Source organism: Paenibacillus hubeiensis, assembly GCF_032334105.1.
Classification (GTDB): domain Bacteria; phylum Bacillota; class Bacilli; order Paenibacillales; family Paenibacillaceae; genus Paenibacillus; species Paenibacillus hubeiensis.
On record NZ_JAVYAE020000026.1, the window covers coordinates 28698 to 52333 of the forward strand.

Consider the following 23636-nt stretch of genomic DNA (forward strand, 5'->3'; position numbering starts at 1 on the left):
ACCTGATTGAACGAACGTCAAAAGAGCCCTGCAGCCTGATTCATTCGGCTTGCAGGGCTTTTGCGTTATGCCGCATTGGCTGCAGCGGTATTACTCGTCATTGGATAATTCGGAAAGGGTGGGGTCAATAGCGCTATTCCACCCACCAGCGTTTAAAGTCCTTCCACCAGGAATGCTTTTCCTCCTGCAGCGCTTGTTCGCTCTGTTGATCAGGCTTACTGTGGTCTGCAGCATCTTTAGGATCCGAATCGGCACCCCGGCATACATCGGTTGGTTCCGTTCCCGCCATAAACACTTCGAGCCGCTTCTCTGCGCAACCGTTGCCTGCCAATTGTCCGGTTTCCGGATTGATGTACACGCTCACGACGTTATCCGGTACCGGGAATATTTTGGGCGGCACGCTCGCCAGCGCCTGTTCGGTAAATTGGGCAAAGATGGGGGCAGCCCGTCTTCCGTCCGAGGTGGTTATGGATTTTCCTTGATCATAACCCACCCATACGGCAGTGGACAGCTCGGGCGTGAAGCCGACAAGCCAGGCATCGGTGTTGGTTGTGCCGGTTTTGCCTGCCACGGGGCGCTTCATCGTTGCCGATACCCGGTTGCCGGTTCCGCCACTCTCGAACACACTCTCCATTAAACGTGTCAGAACATACGCTGCAGAGGGCTCAACGACCGTTTCTGCCTTGGTTTGCGGCGCTTCATACAGCACTCTTCCGGCTGCATCCGTTATCTGGAGAATTGCGACGGGCGGGGTACGCTGCCCGCCTGCGGCGATAACGGAAAACGCCGAGGCCATCTCGAGCGGGCTGACTGGCGAAGTGCCGAGCGCAAGGGAAGGCACCGGGCTGAGGTTGCTTGTAATCCCCAACGTATGGGCCATGTCCACGACCTTTTCCGGTCCGATCTTCATGATCGTATTGACCGCATAGATATTGTCCGAAGCTGCTATGGCTTGCCTCAAATCAATTTCGCCCAAATACTTGTCTCCAAAATTGCCGGGCTTATAGGTTTTGCGGTCGTTATCATAATGGAACAAGGTAGGTTCACTATTAAAGATGGAGGCACTCGTGAGCTGTTTGGACTCCAGTGCCGCCAAATACATGATCGGTTTGAAAGCCGAGCCTGGCTGGCGGGTCGTTGCCAGCACATGATTGATCTGGCTGGTGCGATAATTTTTGCCGCCGACCATCGCTTTGATATACCCGGTTCGCGGGTCAATGGAAATCAGGGCCGTTTCCAGCTCGCTTTTGGGATCCATGCCTTTAGCTACAGCGTCCTCGGCTGCTTTTTGCATGCGCAGGTCAAGGGTGGTATAGATATTCAGTCCTCCATGGTCCAGCATGGCTTCACTGATGCCCAGCTCGTTGATCGCCAGGCTGCGGATATAGTCACGGAAATAAGGTGCCTGCTCCACCGTTTTGCGCTCGCTTTCCGGCTTGAAGGAGAGTATTTCCTCATAGGCCTTATCCGCCTCGGATTGCGTGATTTTTCCGGTTTCCGCCATGGAATTCAGTACGATGCGCTGGCGGTCTTTGGCGTTTTTCATATGATTATATGGAGAGTAATAGGTCGGACCCTTCGGGATGCCGGCGAGCATGGCGCTTTCCGCCAAGTCGAGCTGATTGGCCGATTTGCCGAAATACATTCTTGCGGCTGATTCGATTCCATACGCTCCATGACCGTAATAAATCTCGTTTAGATACATCTGCAGAATTTCATCCTTGCTGTACTTCATCTCCAATTGAGCGGTATAGATGGCTTCCTTGGCTTTTCGGGTCCACGTCTTTTCATGGGACAGATACAGGTTGCGTGCAAGCTGCTGGGTGAGCGTGCTGGCCCCCTGGGACATTTGCATATGCTGCAGATTGACCAATACGGCCCGTCCCAGTCCGCGAATGTCGAAACCGTGGTGGTCATAAAACTTGCGGTCTTCAACAGCCAACGTCGCGTTGATCAGGTCAGGAGAAATGGCATCAAGCTGCACGGGAACCGAATCTTTGCCTCCGGCAGAAAACGTGGCGATGACCTCGCCCTGGCTGTCCAGCAGCCTGGAATTCCGGTCAGAATCGGCTAAAGGCAGACTGGTTGCATATAAATAGACAAGTCCCGCAGCTGCAGCGATGAGGCTGAGCATGAGGAGCAGGGACAGGCCTTTGATCCACTTCCATAGGCGGAACCCGCGTTTGCGGGTCTTCTGGGCAGGTTGTTTCATGGGACGGGCTCCTTTCTTTTATTTCCAGTATGGGATTCTGTTGTAAGGTATATTCAGTTTAGCCGGAGTCCTTGTAAATTGTAGCATTTTCACGGAAAAAAACCGTTTTGCAGATGAAACATCTATCGCGTATAATGCAAAAGGGTAATGAAAAGGTACTGTTCAGCACAACATACAGAAGGCACGATCCATTGATCGGTATAACGCTGTGTAGTTTGGTTGAATGGTACGATACGGCTTATCATCTGATCCGGTTTGTCTCCTGTCGTAAATGAAGTGAGTGCGGACTTTCCCGCTGGCCTCAGCGAGTTCCGTTGCCAAGGCCGAATTGTTGGACGAGTTCGGACGTTCCTGATGGCGAAGCTTTCGGGACGCCCTGAGCATCAACTATACGGAAAGAAGGTAGGATCATGGAATTGTGGTTTACGGAGAAGCAGACTCCCACATTCGGGATCACTGCGAAGATCAAACAGACCTATGTTCATGAGCAAACGGAATTTCAGGATTTGGCGATGATTGAGACAGAAGAGTTCGGCAACATGCTGGTGTTGGACGGAATGGTCATGACCACGGTAAAAGATGAGTTCGTGTACCATGAAATGGCGGCTCATCCTGCCCTGAATACACATCCGAACCCGAAAAGGGTTCTGGTCGTGGGAGGCGGCGACGGCGGCGTGATTCGCGAGGTCATCAAGCATGATGCCGTAGAAAAAGCCGTTTTGGTTGAAATCGACGGCAAAGTCATCGAGTATTCCAAAACATATTTGCCCGAAATAGCCGGCAAACTGAACGAGCCTAACGTTGAAGTGCTCGTGAATGACGGCTATATGCACATTATTGAACATAAAAACGAATACGATGTCATCATCGTTGATTCGACGGAACCCGTAGGTCCTGCGGCGCCTTTGTTTGAACGCGGTTTCTACCAAGGCATATACGAAGCGTTGAAGGAAGACGGCATCTTTGTGGCCCAGACAGATAACCCCTGGTTCAAGGCGGATCTGATCCAAAAGGTCAACAAGGATGTTAAAGAGATTTTCCCGATCGTGCGCGTATACGGGTGCAATATTCCGACATACCCGAGCGGCCTTTGGACGTTCACGATGGGCAGCAAGACGCATGACCCGCTCAGCGTCGACGAGACTCGAATTCCCGAATTGGATACCAGGTATTATTCCTCGCGATTGCATAAGGCAGCCTTTGTGCTCCCCAAATTCGTGGAGGACCTGACGAAATAAGGAGGACATTATTCATGAAATTGGATCAAGCCTATTCCGGCAACGTATTTATTTGCAGCTCCGAAGATTACGAAAACTCCAAAGCGGTGATTTACGGCATGCCGATGGACTATACCGTCAGCTTCCGTCCCGGCTCTCGTTTCGGCCCGTCCCATATCCGCCAGGCATCGGTTGGTCTGGAAGAGTACAGCCCATACTTGGACAAAAGCATTGTGGATATGACGTACTTTGATGCAGGCGATCTGCTTCTGCCTTTCGGCAATGCCGGACGCAGCCTTGACGTCATTAGCGAATACATCGGCGGCCTGCTGGCGGATGACAAATTTCCGATCGGTCTTGGCGGGGAACATCTCGTCACTTGGCCAGTCATTCAGCAAATGCACAAAAAGTATCCGGACCTGATCCTGATTCATATCGATGCGCATGCTGACCTGCGCGAGCAATACGAAGGCGAACCGCTGTCCCACTCTACGCCGGTACGCAAAGCTGCCGAGCTGATGGGCGGCAAAAACATTTATCAATTCGGTATTCGTTCCGGTTCCCGCGAAGAGTTCCAATATGGCCGCGAAAACATCAACTTCTATCCGTTCGAAGTAGCTGCCCCGCTGAAGGAAGCTCTGCCAAGCATGGGCAACCGTCCGGTATACGTGACGATCGACATCGACGTGCTTGACCCGTCGGCTGCGCCAGGCACAGGTACCGCCGAAGCGGGAGGCATTACGTCCAAAGAGCTGCTTGAAGCGGTACACTTGATTGCAGGTTCCGGCGTGAACGTTGTGGGCTGCGACCTGGTCGAGGTGGCTCCGATCTACGATCCGACGCAACAGACGCAAATCGTTGCAGCAAAACTGATTCGCGAAATGCTGCTTGGATTCGTGAAGTAACCGAGAATAACGACGTCCTTTCTCTGCGTCAGGTTATGGCCTGCGTGGAAGGGGACGTTTTTTTATGGCCGGATGGTTTGTTGTAACGGGCGCTGATGCCTTTGCCATGGATCAGACACGGACGGTGGAACATGTGGAAGCAGCGGTTGTCCTGGGATCGAACCACTACGATATACGTTCTGACTTTTGGCTAAACACGGGAAGGATATGAATTAATAATTTTGTTATTTCATATATCGAACCACAATTTGAAGGTACAGTGTGATTTGCAGCCCCGTTGGTGTTTCGAGAGGATTTTCCCTGCTGTGATAAGCTGGAAAGTCTTTTTTTGTGCGGTGATAATAACGGTTGAAACCTATGCCAAAAAATAGTATTGTAAGCGATAACAATATAATTTGGGGAGGCAGGAATTATGGTTGATGTTATTTTAAATTCGAATTCGGATAAAGGATTAATAAATCGCAATATTTATGGTCACTTTTCGGAGCACTTGGGACGGTGCATCTATGAGGGGTTATGGGTGGGGGAGGACTCGCCCATTCCAAATACGGACGGCATTCGCAATGACGTGTTGACAGCGCTGCAGAAGCTGAATATTCCGGTACTGCGGTGGCCGGGCGGATGCTTCGCCGATGAATATCACTGGAAAGATGGCGTCGGTCCCAAAAGCGAACGCGCGCGCATGATCAACAACAACTGGGGCGGGGTGGAAGAAAACAACCATTTTGGCACGCATGAATTCCTCCGTTTGTGCGAATTGCTCGGCACAGAGCCTTACATTAGCGGGAATCTCGGGAGCGGAACCGTTCAAGAAATGCAGCAATGGGTCGAATACATCACGTTTGACGGCGAATCCCCGATGGCGAACTGGCGCAAATCCAACGGGCGTGAAAAGCCCTGGAAGCTGACCTATTTCGGGGTGGGGAACGAAAACTGGGGCTGCGGCGGAAACATGAGACCCGAGTATTACGCCGATGAATATCGCCGTTACTCCACATATGTGCGCAATTATTCCGACAACCGCATTTTCAAAATCGCCTGCGGTCCCAATGAGGACAACTATGAATGGACGGAAGTGCTGATGCGCGAAGCAGCACGTTTCATGGACGGATTAAGTCTGCACTATTACACGCTCCCGACAGGGAACTGGCAGGATAAAGGGGAAGCGACCGGATTTGACGCAGCAGCCTGGTTCCGCACTTTGAAACGCACGCTTCATATGGAAGAATTGATCGTGAAGCATTCGGAGATTATGGACAAATACGATCCGGAGAACAAGGTTGCGCTGATCATCGATGAGTGGGGGACGTGGTACAACGTGGAGCCGGGAACCAACCCGGGTTTCCTGTACCAGCAAAACACGATGCGGGACGCGCTTGTGGCGGGAATTAACCTGAACTTGTTCAACAATTACAATAAACGTGTGCAGATGGCCAATTTGGCGCAGATCGTCAATGTGCTGCAAGCTCTTGTGCTGACCGAGGGCGAACGTATGCTGCTTACTCCGACGTATCACGTCTTTGATATGTATCAGGTGCATATGGACGCGCAGCGGTTGGAATTGAACTATGAGAGTCCGGCATACACTTTCGGGGATGAGGCCATTCCTCAGCTTAGCTTGTCCGCGTCCCGCAATGCGGAGGGAGTCGTTCATGTAACGGCGTGCAATCTGAGCCACACGGATGAATTGGAAGTGGTTTGCCGTCTGGACTCCTTCCAAACTTCCGATGCGGCATCGGTATCGGGGCGAATCCTCCACCATGACGACTTCGGGGCATACAATACATTTGAAGAACCGAACCGGGTTCAATTGGCGGATTGGAGCGATCTATCGCTAGAAAACAACGAATTGCGCTTCACGCTCCCTCCCGCATCCGTCGGCGTGATTGCGTTGAAGGCATGACGGCGCCAATGTCCCAAACGGATGAACGCACGAATCGGCAGGGACGCTGCAAAGGATGCAGCGAGGAGCACGGCGTGCAGATCAGCGAGGCCAAACTGGCCAAACTCGTGGAGCTGGCTTCTCGGGCTCGCGCGGTTGTGACGGATGAGCGATACGCTAATCGGCTATCCATCTGTTCAAGTTGTCCGGGTTTGCAGTACGGGACCACCTGCCGTTACTGCGGCTGCATTGTTCATGTGCGCGCCAAACTGGCCGATTCGGTCTGTCCGTACCCTTATGAGCCGAGATGGAATTGAACGCTTGCGAATAATGAACGAATTTTGATGGAGCTGTACACAATAAGTGCAGCTCTTTTTTGTCGCGGCTGGGCAAAAACTCTGAATTTGGATTTGAATTGAACGGTTGAACTGGATATAGTTATACAGTAGAGATTTTGAATGTATGGGAATCGAATGAGACATACGCAAAGAAATGCGCGGGAGGCCGAGCGTTTTCCGTATACTGAATGCGTATAGCGGTCGTGACGGGGGATGGGTTGTTCTCACCAGCCGCCCCGCTTTGTGCCGTCTTCGAATATATTGGAGGTTGTAACATTCATGTCGAACATGCGACCGGTTCGGATCCGGCTGCACAGCCGTTATGATGGTGAAAATGTAGTGCAGGATCTTCAGGGGGAAGCGACGCTAAAAGGAAAGGCATTATACGTGCGTTACGTAGAGCCTGAAGCGGGCCCGCAGGGCGGCATCACCCGCACGACCCTGAAGCTCAGTGCACAATCCATCAAGATCATGCGCCACGGCGAGGTGGAGTCGGAGCAGACGTTTGAGCTTGGGCGCAAGCTGCCCGGGTTTTATCGTTCGCCTTACATGTCGTTTGCGCTGTCCACGCACACCCGGAAAATGGAGCTTTCCATGGACGGGTTAAATGCAAAAGCGGCGTGGAGCTACGAATTTTACCGATTTGATGAAGCATCCGGACATTTTGCGATTAGTTTGCATATACAGGAGGAACCAATTTCATGACACGTAATCCACTCGATACGATTAACGAACGGGTAAGCACGGCTGTTGGCAATGCCATCGTGGCTGCAGGCATTGTTTCGCAGGAAGAGCTGCCTGTCATCACGCTTGAAGTGCCACGCGACAAAGCACACGGCGATCTGGCTACGAATGCTGCGATGCAGCTGACCAAAATTGCGAAGCGCAATCCTCGCCAAATTGCGGAAGAGATCATAAACCATCTGAATCTGGCGGAAGCCGGCATCGAAAAGGCCGACATTGCCGGACCAGGTTTCATCAACTTCAAGCTGGACAAGAGTTATCTGTACCCTGTGCTGGAGCTCGTGCAAGAGCAAGGCGAAAATTATGGCCGCATCAATGCGGGTGAAGGCCGCAAGGTCCAAGTGGAGTTTGTCAGCGCCAATCCGACAGGAAGCCTGCATTTGGGACATGCTCGCGGTGCGGCTGTCGGCGATGCGCTGTGCAACGTTCTCGATTTTGCGGGATATCAGGTTACCCGCGAGTACTATATTAACGATGCCGGCAACCAGGTATTCAACCTGGCTCGTTCCATCGAAGCCCGTTATTTGCAGGAGCTCGGCCAGGATGCCGAAATGCCGGAAGACGGATACCATGGAGAGGACATTATCGGTTTCGCGAAGGAACTCGTGGCGGAGAAGGGCGAAGAGCTGTTGTCCATGAGCCCTGGGGACCGTGCGGCGTATTTCCGCGACTATGGCCTGGAAAAGGAATTGGACAAAATCAAGCGTGACTTGGGACGCTTCCGCGTGCCATTCGACAATTGGTTCAGCGAAACATCGCTTTACGACAACGGTGAGGTGCTGCGCGTTCTTGACGAGCTGCGCGATCGCAACGAAATTTACGAGCAAGACGGGGCGACTTGGCTGAAAACGATGCAATACGGCGACGACAAAGAGCGTGTATTGATTAAAAACGACGGAACGTATACCTACCTCACGCCAGACATTGCCTATCATCGCGACAAGTATGCTCGTGGTTACGATATCATGATCAACATTTGGGGAGCGGACCATCATGGTTACATTCCGCGGATGAAAGCGGCCATGCAGGCACTCGGAAACGATCCTGCCAAATTGGTCGTGTTGATCGCACAAATGGTCAGCTTGTTCCAGAACGGCGAGAAAGTGAAGATGTCAAAACGTACGGGCAAAGCGGTAACGATGGAGGACTTGATGGACGAAGTCGGCGTGGATGCCATCCGTTATTTCTTCACGATGCGCAGCATGGACTCCCATCTGGATTTCGACATGGACCTCGCCATTTCTACCTCGAATGAGAATCCGGTGTTTTACGTGCAGTATGCGCATGCTCGCGTATGTAGCGTATTCCGCCAAGCGGAAGAGCAGGGCATTCAATTGCTGCCGATCTCCGAGATCGACCTTTCGAAGTTGAACACGGAGCATGAGTATGATTTGCTGCGCAAAATCGGGGAACTTCCAGAGGAAATCGCTGCTGCGGCAGCCGGTTATGCCCCTCATCGCATGATTCGATACGTGTATGAGCTGGCATCCCTGTTCCACAGTTATTATCGCGCTGAACGCGTCATCACCGAAGACGCTGCTCAAACCCAGGCGCGTCTGGCGCTGATTGGTGCCGTTCGTACTGTGATCGCGACAACGCTCCGTCTGGTCGGCGTGTCCGCACCGGACAAAATGTAATTACATGACAGGCGCTCTGGCGCGCCTGCGCTGAGAAGCCTCCATGCATGCTGCGGGTTACGCCTGGCCTCATGTATGGAGGCTTCTTTTTCCTGCCTGCGCGGGCAGACCGTTCCGCCCTACTCACGTTTCTCCTGCATCAGCTTGAGAGCATCGATCTCTCCGCCTCGAACTTTGGGCTTGGCGGCCGATGGTTTGCGGGCTCGCAACGGCACGGTTGCGCGTTTGACCAACGTTTTGATTTCGCCCGGCGACAAGCCGGGGTACTTGGCGAGCAGCAGGGCAATGGCTCCGCTGACATGAGAGGTGGCCATGGACGTGCCGCTCATCTCATGATGTTTTCCGTGGACCCAGGAGGAGACGATTTTGTCGCCTGGAGCATAAACATCCACGTAGGTGCCGCGATTGCTGAATGGCGCAATGCGCCGATTTTTGTCGGTGGCCCCAACGGATATTGTTTGAGGATAACGTGCCGGATAATCGATGCTGCGTCGTTTCCCGTCATTTCCTGACGATGCAACGATAACGATTCCAGCCTGGTAAGCGCGATTGACCACGTCGAGCAGGGCTTTGCTGCGCGTTTTCATGCCGAAGCTCATATTGATGATGTCGACCCGGTTGCGCACGCACCAATCAATGCCAAGGACGATATCGGATACGAATGCGGAACCGTTATGGTCGAATGCCTTTACGGGATAGATCAGGGAACGCGGGGCAACGCCGATCATGCCTGCCGTGCTGTTGGCTGCGGCGATGGTTCCTGCAATGTGGGTCCCGTGACCGTTGTCGTCGTGCGGAAGCAGGCTTCGATTGAGGAGATTGATCCCTTGGGCGAGTGAGTAGCGCAAATCGGGATGGTGGAAGTCTGCCCCGGTATCAATCACGCCGATTTTGACCCGATGTCCGGTGGAAACAGACCAAACCTTGGGTGCCCGAATCTGCTTGACGCCCCAAGGGATGCCTTGAACGCTGCTTGGTTTGTTGTAAAGGGCTGCGGTATGGATCGTGACTTTCTGATCCTTCTCCACGGTCAGATCATTTCCGAAACGAACCAATTCCTCAGGGCATGGCAGTGGAGCGATAATGGAACGGGCCAACCGGGAAGAGCGAACGGTTCCCAGGCCGGCGATCTCGTTTCGCATCCGGGATAATTGCATCAGACAAGCTTCATACTGCCCGGGTCTGGCGAACCGAATCAGATACCGTTCACTCTGCTCTGGTTCAAGGCGTTGCATTCCTTCCGCCAAATGATGCAATAAGCCGGTATAGTCCATATTGGGAGCCCCCTTCGGGATGAACATGCTGAAGTATTCTATGAATGCGTTCATCCCGGCGCATGGGGAACTTGCCCTTTTTTTGCGAAAACCCACTCCCTCCGTGTCAAAACGGGGACAGAAACATATGATGGATAGAGGGTTGGAGGGCTCTTGCGGGGACCCAGGGCGAGGAACAATCCTTTAAGGGCATACAGTCAGAAAGGCGGAGGAAACTCCGTCTTTTTCCCATTTGATTTATTTTCCGAAAAAAGGCGTGTAGGGTGCGGGGGACCTGGCGTTTGACAATATAAAAAATGGCTGGATAAAAACTTGCTTTTTGACGCTAAATAGGTTTTACTTAGGTTTGTTAATGGATATGTTATGCGTAACGGTCCATCTTGCAGGGATATAACGTGTTTGCGAATTATGTGTGAGAGGAAGTGTCAGTCAGTGAGTACCTCACTCAATTTGAAAATTGATAAAGAAAAAGTTAAGGAAATTCCTTTGGTCGATCTTGCGTTCATGGTACTTAAAGCGGCCAACACGCCGTACTACTACCTTGATTTGATGAACGAGGTTGCGAAACAACGCGGCATGACGGATGAAGAGATCAACGAATATATTGCCCAGCTGTACACCGAAATCAATATCGATGGTCGATTTGCATGTGTAGGTACAAGTCTCTGGGGGCTGAAGCGTTGGTATCCGGTTGGCGGGAACGAAGATGCCGTTTCGGGGACCAATCGTCCACGCATCATTAATGATGACGACGATGACCTGGAAGACGAGGACTTCGGCGAAGAGGAAGACAACTACAACGTGGATGATGACTTCAACGATTCCAACGATGATCAGGATGAGGATGAAGACGACGATATCTTTGACGAAGACGACAGCGACGAAGAAGTCTTGGTTGAAGACGACGACCTCGAAGAAGAAGACATTGAGGATGAAGAAGAAGAAGAGTTTGACGACGAAGAGGATTACAACGACGAAAAGGATCGCTAATCATCCGGCGTCAATATTTTGCCCTTTTTTCCCGGGAGAGTCAGCCTTGACACAGACTTGGGTAACGGGTAAACTATTGCATGGGCTTATGAATGAGCGATTGTATATTTATGATTTTTATAAAAAGTGCCCCGTCCTGCGGGAGTGCTTTTTTTTTGTGTTTTTAAGGCTGAATTCGTTAAAAAGTATTCTTTTTCCATGCTCCCGGCCAACGAATCTTGGTCCATTTAGGTTATAAAAAAACCTTGTGCGCAAAGTTATTCTTGGAATGCATTGCCGCTCTGGACGAGGGTAGGCTTTACGGAAAAACGGTACGTTGACTTCGCCTGAAAACTTTATGCAACTGGCTTCGTGAAGGAGAGCGGCTTGCAGGTCGTGGCATTTGTTGCCAACTCCTTTTGACGATGATTACCTGGGAAACGGGTTACGATAACACCATATATCGCCTGAATTTTCGTACTTATATTAGGAGGGTTAAGAAAGTGACAAAGTATATTTTCGTGACGGGCGGCGTTGTGTCCTCCCTGGGCAAAGGGATTACGGCAGCTTCGCTGGGCAGATTGCTGAAAAATCGTGGGTTGAAGGTGACCATTCAAAAATTTGATCCGTACATCAACATCGACCCGGGTACCATGAGTCCGTATCAGCATGGTGAAGTGTTCGTAACCGATGACGGCGCGGAAACAGACCTGGATTTGGGTCATTACGAGCGCTTCATCGATATTAACCTTTCCAAAAACAGCAACGTCACGACTGGTAAAGTATACTCCTCCGTCATCAGCAAAGAGCGGCGCGGGGAATATCTGGGCGGCACGGTGCAAGTCATTCCGCATATCACGAACGAGATTAAAGAACGCGTATTCCGCGCAGGTCGCGAAGCGGGCTCGGATGTTGTTATCACGGAAATCGGCGGAACCGTCGGCGATATCGAGAGCTTGCCTTTCCTGGAAGCAATCCGTCAAATCAAGAGCGACGTGGGCCGCGACAATGTCATGTATATCCACGTAACGCTGATTCCTTATATCAAGGCTGCGGGAGAAGTGAAAACAAAGCCGACACAGCATAGCGTAAAAGAACTGCGCAGCATCGGCATTCAGCCGAACGTCATCGTTTGCCGCACAGAATATGAACTGTCCACAGACATGAAAGCCAAAATCGCCTTGTTCTGCGATATTGATGCCAACGCCGTTGTGGAATGCCGCGACGCCAGCACGTTGTATGAAGTTCCGCTGAACCTGCGCGAAGAAGGTTTGGACGAAATTGTCGTGAACCATCTGAAATTGACCACTCCTGCACCGGATATGAGCGAGTGGGAAGGATTGGTTGAGCGGATCAGCAAGCTGGAGCGTACGGTTGAAATCGCGATCGTGGGTAAATACGTGGCGCTTCACGATGCGTATTTGAGCGTTGTGGAATCCTTGTCCCATGCAGGTTTTGCGGCTAATGCGGACGTGAAGCTTCGCTGGATTCAATCCGAGGACGTGACCGAAGAGAACGTGGACGAGTTGCTGGGCGGCGTAGGCGGCATTCTGGTGCCCGGCGGCTTTGGCGATCGCGGAATCGAGGGCAAGGTAACGGCGATTCGATATGCACGCGAGAAACAAATTCCGTTCTTCGGTATCTGTCTTGGCATGCAGGTTTCCGTGATCGAGTATGCACGTTCCATCGTGGGCATGAACGGCGCGAACAGCTCCGAGATCAACCCTACCACCGAATTCCCAGTGATCGACCTGCTGCCTGAGCAGAAGGATATCGAAAACTTGGGTGGAACGATGCGCCTCGGGCTGTATCCGTGCAAGCTGCAGGAAGGTTCCCTGGCTGCGGCGTGCTACGACGACGAATTGGTATACGAGAGACACCGCCATCGGTACGAGTTCAACAACGAGTATCGCGAAGAGATTGAAAAGGCAGGTCTGGTCATCTCCGGTACGTCCCCTGACGGGCGTTTGGTTGAAATCGTTGAGCTTCCGAACCATCCTTGGTTCCTGGCGGTTCAATTCCATCCGGAGTTCACGTCCCGTCCGAACCGTCCGCAGCCGTTGTTCCGCGAGTTTGTGAAAGCGTCCTTGCTAAACGCTGAAAGCAAATAAGCCATAGCGATTCATCTATAAATGCGAAATCCGACAAAGGGTCGGATGCAGCGATATGGAATCTCCCGCACACTGAAGTGAATTCAGTCGTGCGGGAGATTTTTTTGAGTCAGATAAACGTTTGATTTATATATGTACGTATAAAATTTGGAGTTAGTGCATGAAGAAAAACAATTCTGGTTCGTTTAACAAAGGTTAATTGAGGTAGAGGCAGTACCTGGGGGGACGGGGTTACTTTTCTACAGCCCAAGATTTTTCCATCAGGCAGGATTTCGTTGCACGAAGTAGAATACTTATCATGTCGACTATGGGATAGTTATCCAGTTCTCGATTGCGTACATGCTTTTCCTAATTGTAGGAGGTTTAATCCGTGGAAAACAAAAAAGTCTTAATTGTTGATGACCAAAATGGGATTCGAATTCTGTTAATGGAAGTGTTCAGCAGCGAGGGATATAACACCTTTCAGGCACCGAACGGCAAAGTCGCTTTGGAGATTGTCAAAAATGACAAACCTGATCTGGTGTTGCTTGATATGAAGATTCCGGGCATGGACGGGCTGGAGATTTTAAAACACATCAAGGAGATCGATTCGAGCATCAAGGTGATTATGATGACTGCTTACGGGGAATTGGATATGATCAAGGAAGCGACCGATCTGGGGGCATTGATGCATTTTACGAAACCGTTTGACATTGATGAAATGCGGGTGGCAGTCAATATGCAGCTCCGCAGCGATACGGCTGGTAAATGCAGTTGAGTCCTGTGTCCAGCAGGATTTTTTTGTCATGCTTTCGGTTGTTGGAGGCGGCTTGATACAGGCAGGTCGTAAAAGGGGTATTGCGAACAGATGGCAGGGGAATATTGGATATGGGGAGCCCGTTATGCGTTGTCTATGAAAACTGTGCTGCATAGCACAGCATTTTTGCAAATGCTTGTTTAGTATTTGACACGGGATGTGGTATAATAAGCCCGTATGTGATTCGGCTAAAAACCATAGACACAACCCAAACCCCTAGGAGGATTGAAACCATGCCATTAGTTTCTATGACAAACATGTTGAACAAAGCACTCGAAGGAAAGTATGCTGTTGGTCAATACAACATCAACAACCTGGAGTGGACGCAAGCGATTCTCGCAGCTGCAGAAGAAGAAAAATCTCCTGTAATTCTCGGTGTATCCGAAGGTGCAGCGCGTCACATGGGCGGCTTCTACACTGTAGTGAAAATGGTAGAAGGACTCATTCACGATATGAAAATCACGGTTGAAGTTGCTATTCATCTGGACCACGGTTCCAGCTTTGATAAATGTAAAGAAGCAATCGATGCCGGCTTCACTTCCGTTATGATCGATGGTTCCCATCACCCAATCGACGAAAACATCGAAATGACGAAAAAAGTCGTTGAATATGCACACGCTAAAGGCGTTTCCGTTGAAGCTGAAGTAGGTACTGTGGGCGGACAAGAAGATGACGTAATCGGCGGCATCCAATATGCTGACCTGAACGAATGTATCCGTATCGTCAAAGAAACAGGCATCGACACTTTGGCTCCGGCTCTGGGTTCCGTTCACGGGCCATACCAAGGCGAACCAAACCTGGGCTTCAAAGAGATGGAAGAAATCTGCAATGCCGTTAAACTGCCGCTCGTTCTGCATGGCGGTACTGGTATCCCTAAACATGATATCGACAAAGCGATTTCCTTGGGTACTTCCAAAATCAACGTAAACACTGAAAACCAAATTGCATTCACTAAAGCGGTTCGCGAAGTGCTTGCAGCGAAGCCGGATGCTTACGATCCGCGCAAATACATCGTTCCAGGTCGCGACGCGATCAAAGCAACGGTTATTGGCAAAATCCGTGAGTTCGGTTCCAACAACAAAGCTTAATTTGCTTTTTTGCAGCTCCATATGGGTACAAGTGGAAAGAACACCGCCTAGCCGGTGTCTTTCCATTTTAACGCCCGTTTCACACCGAAAGCCGTCAGCATGAATTGCCGTTCATCGGCCGCAAAACACGTAGGGGGACTTTAAGCTTTATGGAAAAATTGATGATTAGTGGCGGACGCCCGTTGCAGGGGACTGTGACTATTAGTGGCGCCAAGAACAGCGCCATTGCGCTTATTCCTGCAGCATTGCTTGCCGAGTCGGAAGTCGTGCTGGACAACCTGCCGCTTTTGAGCGATGTGGCAGTTTATGCGGAAATTTTGGAGGAACTTGGGGCACGTGTATCTTGGGAAGGCAATCAGATGAAGATCGATCCTTCCGATATTAAATCCATCCCCATGCCTAACGGTCCCGTGAAAAAGCTTCGAGCTTCTTATTATATGATGGGAGCGCTGCTTGGGCGTTTTAAAGAGGCAACCATCGGTTTGCCTGGAGGCTGTAATTTCGAGCCTCGTCCGATTGATCAACATATCAAAGGTTTTGAAGCGTTGGGAGCGACTGTGACCAACGAGCATGGTTCCATCCATCTGCACGCCAAAGAACTGCGCGGTGCAAAGATTTACCTCGACGTAAGCAGTGTTGGCGCAACCATTAACATTATGTTGGCAGCCACTCGTGCCAAAGGTTCCACAATTATCGAAAATGCGGCCAAAGAGCCTGAGATTATAGATGTAGCAACACTTTTGAATTCCATGGGTGCCAGCATAAAAGGCGCTGGAACCGAGACGATTCGCATAGAAGGCGTTCCATCCCTGAGAGGGTGCCGCCATTCCATTATTCCCGACCGCATTCAGGCAGGAACCTATATGATTGCTGCTGCAGCAACGCGTGGGGACGTTCTGATCGATAATGTTATTCCCAAACATTTGGAGGCTTTAACGGCCAAATTGCTGGAAATGGGTGTGAGCATCGAGGAAATGGATGAGAGCATTCGTGTCATCGGGCGCCCGTCCTATAGTCATGTTGACGTGAAGGCGTTGGTATACCCCGGTTTTCCGACGGATTTGCAATCTCCAATGACAAGTGTGCTTACCCAAGCCAGCGGCGTAAGCGTGCTTAGCGATTTCGTCTACAGCAATCGCTTCAAGCATGTTCCCGAGCTGGTTCGTATGGGAGCCAAAATTCGAGTGGAGGGACGTTCGGCCATTATTGAAGGCGGGGAACTGAACGCTGCCAAGGTCAAGGCGGCCGACCTCCGCGCCGGAGCTGCTCTGGTTATCGCTGGACTTACCGTTAAGGAAGGTGTAACCGAGGTGACGGGCGTAGAGTTGATTGATCGGGGTTACGATCACCTTGTAACCAATCTGCGGATGTTGGGCGCTGACGTATGGCGTGAAACGATTTGATTCGACACCTGATTGGCAAGGGAAACAGCCTGCTCAATGTCGGCATGTCTCTTTTTGTGATGGAATCTTGTCGACAAAGTGTTTTTTTCTCGTTTAACTGCATATCTTTTAGACAACTGGGTTAACCTATACTAATAGAGTTCTCAGTCTCTCCGGAGTAAGTGGATATGGTTTGGTCTCCTTATCCGGAGGGTCTTTTTTTGAGCTGAACTTCAGTTTGCTCATTCCAACAGCTTGTATTCCATTCCCCGTACCCCGGTTTGTTTGAACTTCACTTCATCGCTGGTCACCCGGATCAATCGCCTCATGAATTTGTTCACTCACTACCGACAGCGGAATCTTGAATACCCCGCTCGGAAAACTTACATTCTAGGACAACGATTTGCAATATAACGGTTACATTCCGTACAATGGACAGAAGAGAGTGCAGCAGGAGAGAGTGCTGGGCTCGCTTGCCGGAATATCAAGAAAAACTATCCATTTCACGGACTTATTAATTGAATAGGTGGTTATTATATGGATCTACAGATCTCCGATTTGGAAGAAATGAAGCTTACGGATCTTTACAAACTGGCCAAAAAATATCAAATTCCATACTACGGCCAACTTAAAAAGAAGGAACTGATTTTTGCGATTTTGCGCGCACAGGCGGAACAGAGCGGATTAATGTTCATGGAAGGCGTGCTGGAGATTCTCCCGGAAGGTTACGGGTTCCTTAGACCGATCAATTACCTGCCGAGCACAGAAGACATCTATATCTCCGCTTCGCAGATTCGCAAGTTTGACCTGAGAACCGGCGATCTTGTATCCGGAAAATGCAGAACACCCAAGGAAAACGAACGTTATTTCGGATTGCTGCAAGTGAACGCCGTCAATGGCGAGAACCCCTCGGCTGCTGCGGAAAGACTTCATTTCCCGGCGCTAACCCCATTGTATCCGCAAAAAAAGCTGGTTCTCGAAACATCCCCCAACCATTTGTCTACCCGAATCATGGATTTGCTAGCGCCAGTAGGTCTGGGACAGCGCGGATTGATCGTGGCACCTCCCAAAGCGGGTAAAACACTCCTGCTCAAAGAGATCGCGAATAGCATTTCAACCAATAATCCCGACATTGAACTCTTTGTGCTATTGATTGATGAACGTCCGGAGGAAGTGACGGATATGTCCCGTTCTGTCAAAGGTGAGGTTGTGGCTTCTACGTTTGACGAATTGCCGGAGAACCATATCAAGGTTGCGGAATTGGTGCTTGAACGGGCCCTGCGCTTGGTTGAGGCGAAAAAGGATGTGGTTATCCTTTTGGACAGTATCACGCGTCTAGCGCGTGCGTACAACCTGGTTATTCCGCCTTCCGGACGAACGCTTTCCGGTGGTATCGATCCCGCTGCATTCCATCGTCCGAAGCGTTTCTTCGGTTCAGCGCGGAACGTGGAGGAGGGCGGCAGCTTGACCATTCTGGCTACGGCCCTCATCGATACCGGTTCGCGTATGGATGACATCATTTATGAAGAATTTAAAGGTACGGGGAACATGGAGCTGCATCTGGATCGCCGTTTGGCGGAACGCCGCATTTTCCCGGCCATCGACATTCGCAGATCGGGAACGCGCCGCGAAGAAGTGCTGCTGACCAAAGAAGAACTCGATACAATCTGGTCGATCCGCAAAAACATGAACGACTCTCATGATTTTGTTGAAAGCTTCCTGAAAAAGTTGCGCAATAGTAAAACGAACACCGAGTTTTTGGCCGCTTTCGATACGGCGGGAAGCAGCCCGACGAGCAACTCGGGAACGACGACAACTCGCCGGTCTACAAGACAGGCCGCAACCTCTGCGACAACAACCTAGTTTTGCCAGCCATCAGCATTGGCCCGGCTGCGGGCCATCTTTCTTCGGACGTTGACCCCGACGCGAGGATTAACCCATTAGATGTAAGGAGAACATCATGTATTTAGTGTACGCAGATGAACAAGGTAATGTTTTTGATCATCCTTCGTTGTTCGGGCTCGCCCGCAGCGGAGATATGATCGTGGAAATTATGGAGGACGAGTTGATTCCGTTGCCCGAGGGCGCGACGCTTGTGGGATTGCCAAGCACTCGTCCGATCGGGATGGATCCGGAGACTGGAGAAATGCTGCCGTTGCCGAAGGACACCCAGGCCGTAGGCGCGCTTCTGCCACAAGGCTTTACGCGTCTCTGTCTGCCTGGTTATGTGAAAACGGATAAGGAATACAAGCTGCCGCTGTTTGGATATTCGGCGGTTGTATGGAAAGAAGATGGTTTCTACGTAACGGCCCGGATGTCCGACCAGCCGGACCAGTGGAATCCGCTGAACTGCGATCGCGATGAGGTACGGAGCGGCGTGAAGCGCCTGACCGAGAAGTATCCCGAAAACCGGCTGTATACGCATTTGTCCAATTGTGCCCTCGGTTATGAGTGTCTGACATCATCCAATACGTTTTTGAATCGTTGGGAAGGCGGCGTGCCTGTTTCGTATTCCTGTAATGCGGGTTGTTTCGGGTGTATTTCCGAGCAACCGGATGACAGCGGTTTTGTATCCCCTCAGACACGCATGAATTTCCGTCCGCGCGTGGAAGAAATCGTTGAGGTCATGCTGGAACATCTCAAGACGCCGGAATCGATCATCAGTTTTGGACAGGGGTGTGAGGGAGAGCCTTCCACTCAAGCCAAATTGATCATTGAGGCGATTCGCGAGGTTCGATCCATTACGGATATGGGCTACATTAACATCAACACCAATGCTGGTTTGAGCGACCATATCCGCGGTATTGTTGATGCCGGGCTTGATTTGATGCGAGTAAGCACGATCAGTGCACTGGATGATCATTATAATGCATATTACAAACCGCGCGGGTACACGCTGGCCAATGTGGAAAAATCGCTAAAATATGCGTCTGACCAAGGAGTGTATACGTCGATTAACTATCTCATCTTCCCGGGAGTAACAGACCGCGAGGAAGAGATTGAGGCGATGATCGAATTCGCCCGCAGAACAAATCTGCGCCTGATCCAGATGCGTAACCTGAACATTGATCCTGAAAGTTACCTGGAACTGATCCCGCCCGCTCAAGGAGATATCCTTGGCATGAAACAGGCGCTTGAGATCTTTGAACAGGAGCTTCCGGACGTCGTCATCGGATCTTATACGCATGTTCCGCCGGTGGGCATGGCGCGGCCGAAGCGGCTGATTACCCCCTTGTAATAACAATTGCAAGTCGGAATGTCCCGTGTTATAATCGTCAAAGTTGTTTCATTTACTCTGGGTCCGCTTGAGGCTCAGGGCGGAAAGAGGTGAAAGGAAATGAAAGCAGCAATTCATCCTAAATACACTGTAGTAAACGTAACTTGCGCTTGCGGTAACACTTTTGAAGCAGGCTCTGTTAAAGACGAACTGCGTGTAGAGATTTGCTCCGCGTGCCATCCGCACTTCACTGGTAAACAGAAGTTTATCGATGCAGGCGGCCGTGTGGATCGTTTCAAGAAAAAATACGGCATCTAATTCAGCCATTCGTTATGAACGGTCTGAGCATTGCTTTGCAAAACACCTCTGCCCTAGCGGCAGGGGTTTTTTTGTTGTAATGGCTTGTGTGCACGAGAGATGGTGACACTTCCCATTGCAGATTGGTTGCATTTTCGATGAGGTTACGCTATACTATTTCTTACCGTGCTAGATGGGGAGGTAGCGGTGCCCTGTTACTCGCAATCCGCTATAGCGAGGTTGAATTCCTGTTAGAGGTATTGTCGATGTGAGGTTTGGTCCCTGAATGGGGCGTTGACGGTTGGGTCCTTCGCAATGAGTACTCATGAACCTGGTCAGGTCCGGAAGGAAGCAGCCATAAGTGAGACCACTCTTGTGCCGAAGGGTTGCCTAGCCTGAGCTTTCGTTCAGGGGTGCCACTTGGATCGCAATTATCAATAACAGGTGCACGGCTTACGATGATATTTCAGAGATCTTTGCAGATATGACATGCAGAGGTCTTTTTATTTTACCAAAAAAGGATGCGAGATTGAGTCAGATGGAGTTTGGATTCACCCCGGAATATAGTATAATGGGGGAACGACAAGAGACTCGAATGCGAAGTGGAAGGAAGGTAACGCATCATGGAGCATATCGCGTTATATCGGGCGTGGCGCCCCCAGTCGTTTCAGGATATGGTGGGACAACAGCATATTATTCAGACCCTGCAGAACGCGATTCGTGAGCAGCGGACTTCCCATGCTTATTTGTTTAGTGGGCCCCGGGGAACCGGTAAAACGAGTGCCGCCAAAATTATGGCGAAGGCTGTAAACTGCGAACGCGGCCCTGCGCCCGAGCCTTGCAACGAGTGCGAGGCCTGCCGCAGAATTACTTCCGGCTCAGTTATGGACGTGCAGGAGATTGATGCTGCGTCCAACCGCGGCGTTGAGGAAATTCGCGATCTGAGGGAGAAGGTTAAATATGCTCCGACCGAGGTTCGCCAGAAGGTCTATATTATTGATGAAGTGCACATGTTGACGACAGAAGCTTTCAATGCTTTGTTGAAAACATTGGAGGAGCCGCCTCCGCATGTGATGTTTATTTTGGCTACAACCGAGCCGCATCGCCTTCCTGCGACGATCATATCGCGTTGTCAGCGATTCGATTTTCGCAGGGTGTCGCTGGATGAGCAGACTGACCGGCTTGAGCTGATCTGTGAACAGGAAGGCATGCAAGCCGACAGGGATGCCCTCCAGTATATTGCTCGACTTTCTGATGGCGGGATGAGGGATGCACTTAGCGTGCTCGACCAGATCTCTTCCTTCACCGACGGCAAGGTGACTTATCAGAAGGTTATGGATATGACCGGCGGAATTCCCTCGGAACAGTTTGCCAAACTTGCAGCTTCTTTGCTCAAGGGCGATGTCGGTCATATTTTACAGATGATCGAGGGCTTCATGCATGAGGGTAAAAGTGCCGATAAATGCATGGAGAACCTGCTGTATTATTTCCGCGACTTGCTTATGATCAAAATGGTACCGGATGCCGACAAGCTGACGGATCGCGTGCTTCACCCGGGGGCGTTCCGGGAAATGGCCGAAGCCTTTACCAAAGGGCAACTGTTTCAGATGATTGATACGCTTAACCGCTATCAGAGCGAGATGAAGTACGCTGTTCAACCGCAAACGTTATTCGAGGTGGCTTTGTTGAAGCTGTGCAGCATTCCTGGTCAACAAGGGTCGGATGGCGAAGCGGCGGCGGGCGTTTCTGCGCAATCTGCTTCCATGCCTGGCGATCATGGGGAAATCCAGCGTTTGAAACAGCAGGTATCGGAGCTTGAGAAGAAACTTGATCGAGCGCTTAAAGCCGGGTTGAGTGGAGGCGAGGCTGCTTCTAGTGGTCCTGCGCGTCCTGCGACGCGTGCTCCTGTGTCCAGAGGCAACGCACCTGCCAAACTTCCGTCGCATCTGGATCAGTATGTGGCACGGAAAGGGTCGCCGGAATTTGCGGATGTCAGCAAGCGTTGGGGGCAAATATTGCAGCGAGTGAAGGAAGAAAAGGTTACCGTTCATGCCTGGTTTATGGATGGCGAGCCGGTGTCGGTACTGGAAGACAACGTTCTGGTTGCGTTTAAAAACAACATTCACCGGGAAACGACCGAGAAACAGGCGAATCGCGAAGTGATTGAACGGGTGCTTGCGGAACAAATAGGACGTCCGATGCGTCTCGTAACCATGATGCTGAAGGATTGGAATGGCGTCATAGAGGGAGCTGTTGAGTCCCCGAAGGAGGAATTTAAGCTCGAACCCGAACATGCGGATGGAGGCTCGGGAGGCAAGCAGCCGTGGATTGACGAGGCTATTCAGCTCTTTGGGGAAGACTTGGTCATTATTAAGGAATAATGTCGCAATGTCTTGTTGTCAATGCAATATCATTTTATTAAGGAGATGATTACAGATGAATAACATGAACCAAATGATGAAGCAAGTGAAGAAAATGCAGGAACAAATGCTGAAAGCGCAGGAAGAACTGGGCGACAAAACGGTTCAAGGTACTTCCGGAGGCGGCGTGGTTACGGCAGAAGTGAACGGACACAAAAAATTGCTCTCTGTTACGATCAAACCTGAAGCGGTAGATCCGGACGACGTCGAAATGCTGCAAGATCTCGTGATGACGGCTGTGAACGATGCACTGAGCAAAGCTGACGAACTTGCCAACCAGGATATGGGCAAATTCACTGGCGGCATGAAAATTCCGGGATTGTTTTAATTGAAATTGATCCTGCCAAAGGAGACTCGCGCGATTGTATTATCCCGAACCGATATCGAAGCTGATTGATGCCTTTACCCGATTGCCGGGGATTGGCCCCAAAACGGCTGCTCGATTAGCATTTCATGTGTTGAACATGAAGGAAGACGATGTTATTGATTTTGCTAAAGCGTTGGTCAGTGTGAAGCGCAATCTTCACTACTGTTCCGTGTGTTGCAATATTACGGATACAGATCCGTGCCGGATATGCCAGGACAAATCCAGGGATGGATCGGTCATCTGTGTGGTTCAGGATTCCAAGGATCTCGTGGCCATGGAGCGGACGAAGGAATTTGACGGATATTATCATGTGCTGCAGGGGGCCATATCGCCGATGGAGGGGGTTGGGCCTGACGACATTCGGTTAAAGGAACTTTTGGTCCGTCTTAGCGATGAACGGGTCAAGGAGCTTATACTGGCTACGAACCCGAACATTGAAGGAGAAGCGACGGCGATGTATATTTCCCGTCTTGTTCGCCCGTTCGAGATCACCGTCACCCGTATAGCTCATGGGTTACCTGTGGGGGGAGACCTGGAATACGCGGACGAGGTTACACTGTCCAAGGCGTTGGAAGGAAGAAGAGAGATTCGGTAAGCATCCCTTGGTTGCTTTAGCTTGGGGTTAATCCGGGTTTGAAGGTGTTTCACAAGGAATAACAGCCCTGTGTCTGATTATGGGGGTGGAGAGAGCCGAAAGGCTCTCTTTTTTGTTATGGCTTTAGCCAGTTGAGTGCGTGAAACGCGCGAAACAAAAAACCACCTGCTATGCGGGTGGAGGGA

20 protein-coding genes and 1 other RNA gene are annotated in these 23636 nt (G+C 50.8%); 19 read left to right on the forward strand and 2 right to left on the reverse strand.

Annotation, left to right across the window (positions count from 1 at the left end):
- Nucleotides 1-133: 133 nt before the first annotated feature.
- Nucleotides 134-2212 (reverse strand): transglycosylase domain-containing protein, encoded by a 2079-nt coding sequence (locus RSX24_RS31410; RefSeq protein WP_343262792.1) that lies wholly within the window; start codon nt 2210-2212, stop codon nt 134-136.
- Between the two features lie 410 nt (nt 2213-2622).
- Between RSX24_RS31410 and speE the strand changes: the two genes are divergently transcribed.
- The 7 genes from speE to argS all read left to right on the forward strand — a co-directional run bounded on the left by speE (nt 2623) and on the right by argS (nt 8935).
- Complete coding sequence (speE, locus tag RSX24_RS31415; protein ID WP_343262793.1) at nt 2623-3450, forward strand: polyamine aminopropyltransferase; 828 nt, start codon at nt 2623-2625, stop codon at nt 3448-3450.
- Nucleotides 3451-3464: 14 nt separating this feature from the next.
- Nucleotides 3465-4334: an agmatinase gene (gene speB, locus RSX24_RS31420; RefSeq protein WP_236421496.1), complete on the forward strand. Its 870-nt coding sequence runs from the start codon at nt 3465-3467 to the stop codon at nt 4332-4334.
- A gap of 64 nt (nt 4335-4398) precedes the next feature.
- Nucleotides 4399-4545 carry a hypothetical protein gene (locus RSX24_RS31425; RefSeq protein WP_343262794.1) on the forward strand — a complete coding sequence of 49 codons (147 nt, stop codon included), beginning with the start codon at nt 4399-4401 and terminating at the stop codon, nt 4543-4545.
- A gap of 201 nt (nt 4546-4746) precedes the next feature.
- Entirely contained in the window at nt 4747-6237 is a 1491-nt protein-coding gene (locus RSX24_RS31430; protein ID WP_343262795.1) for an alpha-N-arabinofuranosidase, read from the forward strand.
- An 8-nt stretch (nt 6238-6245) separates the two neighbouring features.
- Nucleotides 6246-6533 (forward strand): DUF6171 family protein, encoded by a 288-nt coding sequence (locus RSX24_RS31435; protein WP_236421498.1) that lies wholly within the window; start codon nt 6246-6248, stop codon nt 6531-6533.
- Between the two features lie 300 nt (nt 6534-6833).
- On the forward strand, nt 6834-7259 hold the full coding sequence (locus RSX24_RS31440; RefSeq protein WP_236421499.1) for a YwiB family protein: 426 nt from the start codon (nt 6834-6836) through the stop codon (nt 7257-7259).
- Nucleotides 7256-8935, forward strand: coding sequence for an arginine--tRNA ligase (gene argS / locus RSX24_RS31445; protein WP_343262796.1), 1680 nt, complete (start codon nt 7256-7258; stop codon nt 8933-8935). The genes RSX24_RS31440 and argS overlap by 4 nt, the downstream gene beginning before the upstream one ends.
- A 119-nt stretch (nt 8936-9054) precedes the next feature.
- Here the strand turns inward: argS and RSX24_RS31450 are convergent, their stop codons facing one another.
- Nucleotides 9055-10209 carry a S8 family peptidase gene (locus RSX24_RS31450; RefSeq protein WP_236421501.1) on the reverse strand — a complete coding sequence of 385 codons (1155 nt, stop codon included), beginning with the start codon at nt 10207-10209 and terminating at the stop codon, nt 9055-9057.
- A gap of 432 nt (nt 10210-10641) precedes the next feature.
- Between RSX24_RS31450 and rpoE the strand changes: the two genes are divergently transcribed.
- The 12 genes from rpoE (at nt 10642) to recR (ending at nt 23451) form a co-directional block, all read left to right on the forward strand.
- Nucleotides 10642-11199: a DNA-directed RNA polymerase subunit delta gene (gene rpoE / locus RSX24_RS31455; RefSeq protein ID WP_236421502.1), complete on the forward strand. Its 558-nt coding sequence runs from the start codon at nt 10642-10644 to the stop codon at nt 11197-11199.
- A 482-nt stretch (nt 11200-11681) separates the two neighbouring features.
- The gene (gene pyrG / locus RSX24_RS31460) at nt 11682-13289 is read left to right on the forward strand and encodes a CTP synthase (protein WP_236421503.1); all 1608 of its coding nucleotides are present in this window, start codon (nt 11682-11684) and stop codon (nt 13287-13289) included.
- A gap of 370 nt (nt 13290-13659) precedes the next feature.
- Nucleotides 13660-14046 carry a response regulator gene (locus RSX24_RS31465; protein ID WP_290371514.1) on the forward strand — a complete coding sequence of 129 codons (387 nt, stop codon included), beginning with the start codon at nt 13660-13662 and terminating at the stop codon, nt 14044-14046.
- A 272-nt stretch (nt 14047-14318) separates the two neighbouring features.
- Nucleotides 14319-15173, forward strand: a complete 855-nt coding sequence (gene fba, locus RSX24_RS31470) for a class II fructose-1,6-bisphosphate aldolase (protein ID WP_236421504.1) — start codon at nt 14319-14321, stop codon at nt 15171-15173.
- A gap of 149 nt (nt 15174-15322) precedes the next feature.
- Nucleotides 15323-16576, forward strand: coding sequence for a UDP-N-acetylglucosamine 1-carboxyvinyltransferase (gene murA, locus RSX24_RS31475; RefSeq protein WP_236421505.1), 1254 nt, complete (start codon nt 15323-15325; stop codon nt 16574-16576).
- Nucleotides 16577-17092: 516 nt separating this feature from the next.
- Nucleotides 17093-18418: a transcription termination factor Rho gene (gene rho, locus RSX24_RS31480; RefSeq protein WP_236421506.1), complete on the forward strand. Its 1326-nt coding sequence runs from the start codon at nt 17093-17095 to the stop codon at nt 18416-18418.
- Between the two features lie 97 nt (nt 18419-18515).
- On the forward strand, nt 18516-19793 hold the full coding sequence (locus RSX24_RS31485; protein ID WP_236421507.1) for a radical SAM family protein: 1278 nt from the start codon (nt 18516-18518) through the stop codon (nt 19791-19793).
- Between the two features lie 99 nt (nt 19794-19892).
- Nucleotides 19893-20090: a 50S ribosomal protein L31 gene (rpmE, locus tag RSX24_RS31490; protein WP_236421508.1), complete on the forward strand. Its 198-nt coding sequence runs from the start codon at nt 19893-19895 to the stop codon at nt 20088-20090.
- Between the two features lie 163 nt (nt 20091-20253).
- Nucleotides 20254-20521, forward strand: an RNA gene (gene ffs, locus RSX24_RS31495) — signal recognition particle sRNA large type.
- A 171-nt stretch (nt 20522-20692) separates the two neighbouring features.
- Complete coding sequence (gene dnaX / locus RSX24_RS31500) at nt 20693-22450, forward strand: DNA polymerase III subunit gamma/tau (RefSeq protein WP_343262797.1); 1758 nt, start codon at nt 20693-20695, stop codon at nt 22448-22450.
- 55 nt (nt 22451-22505) lie between these two features.
- On the forward strand, nt 22506-22817 hold the full coding sequence (locus tag RSX24_RS31505) for a YbaB/EbfC family nucleoid-associated protein (RefSeq protein WP_236421510.1): 312 nt from the start codon (nt 22506-22508) through the stop codon (nt 22815-22817).
- Nucleotides 22818-22851: 34 nt separating this feature from the next.
- Complete coding sequence (recR, locus tag RSX24_RS31510; protein ID WP_236421511.1) at nt 22852-23451, forward strand: recombination mediator RecR; 600 nt, start codon at nt 22852-22854, stop codon at nt 23449-23451.
- Nucleotides 23452-23636: the final 185 nt, after the last annotated feature.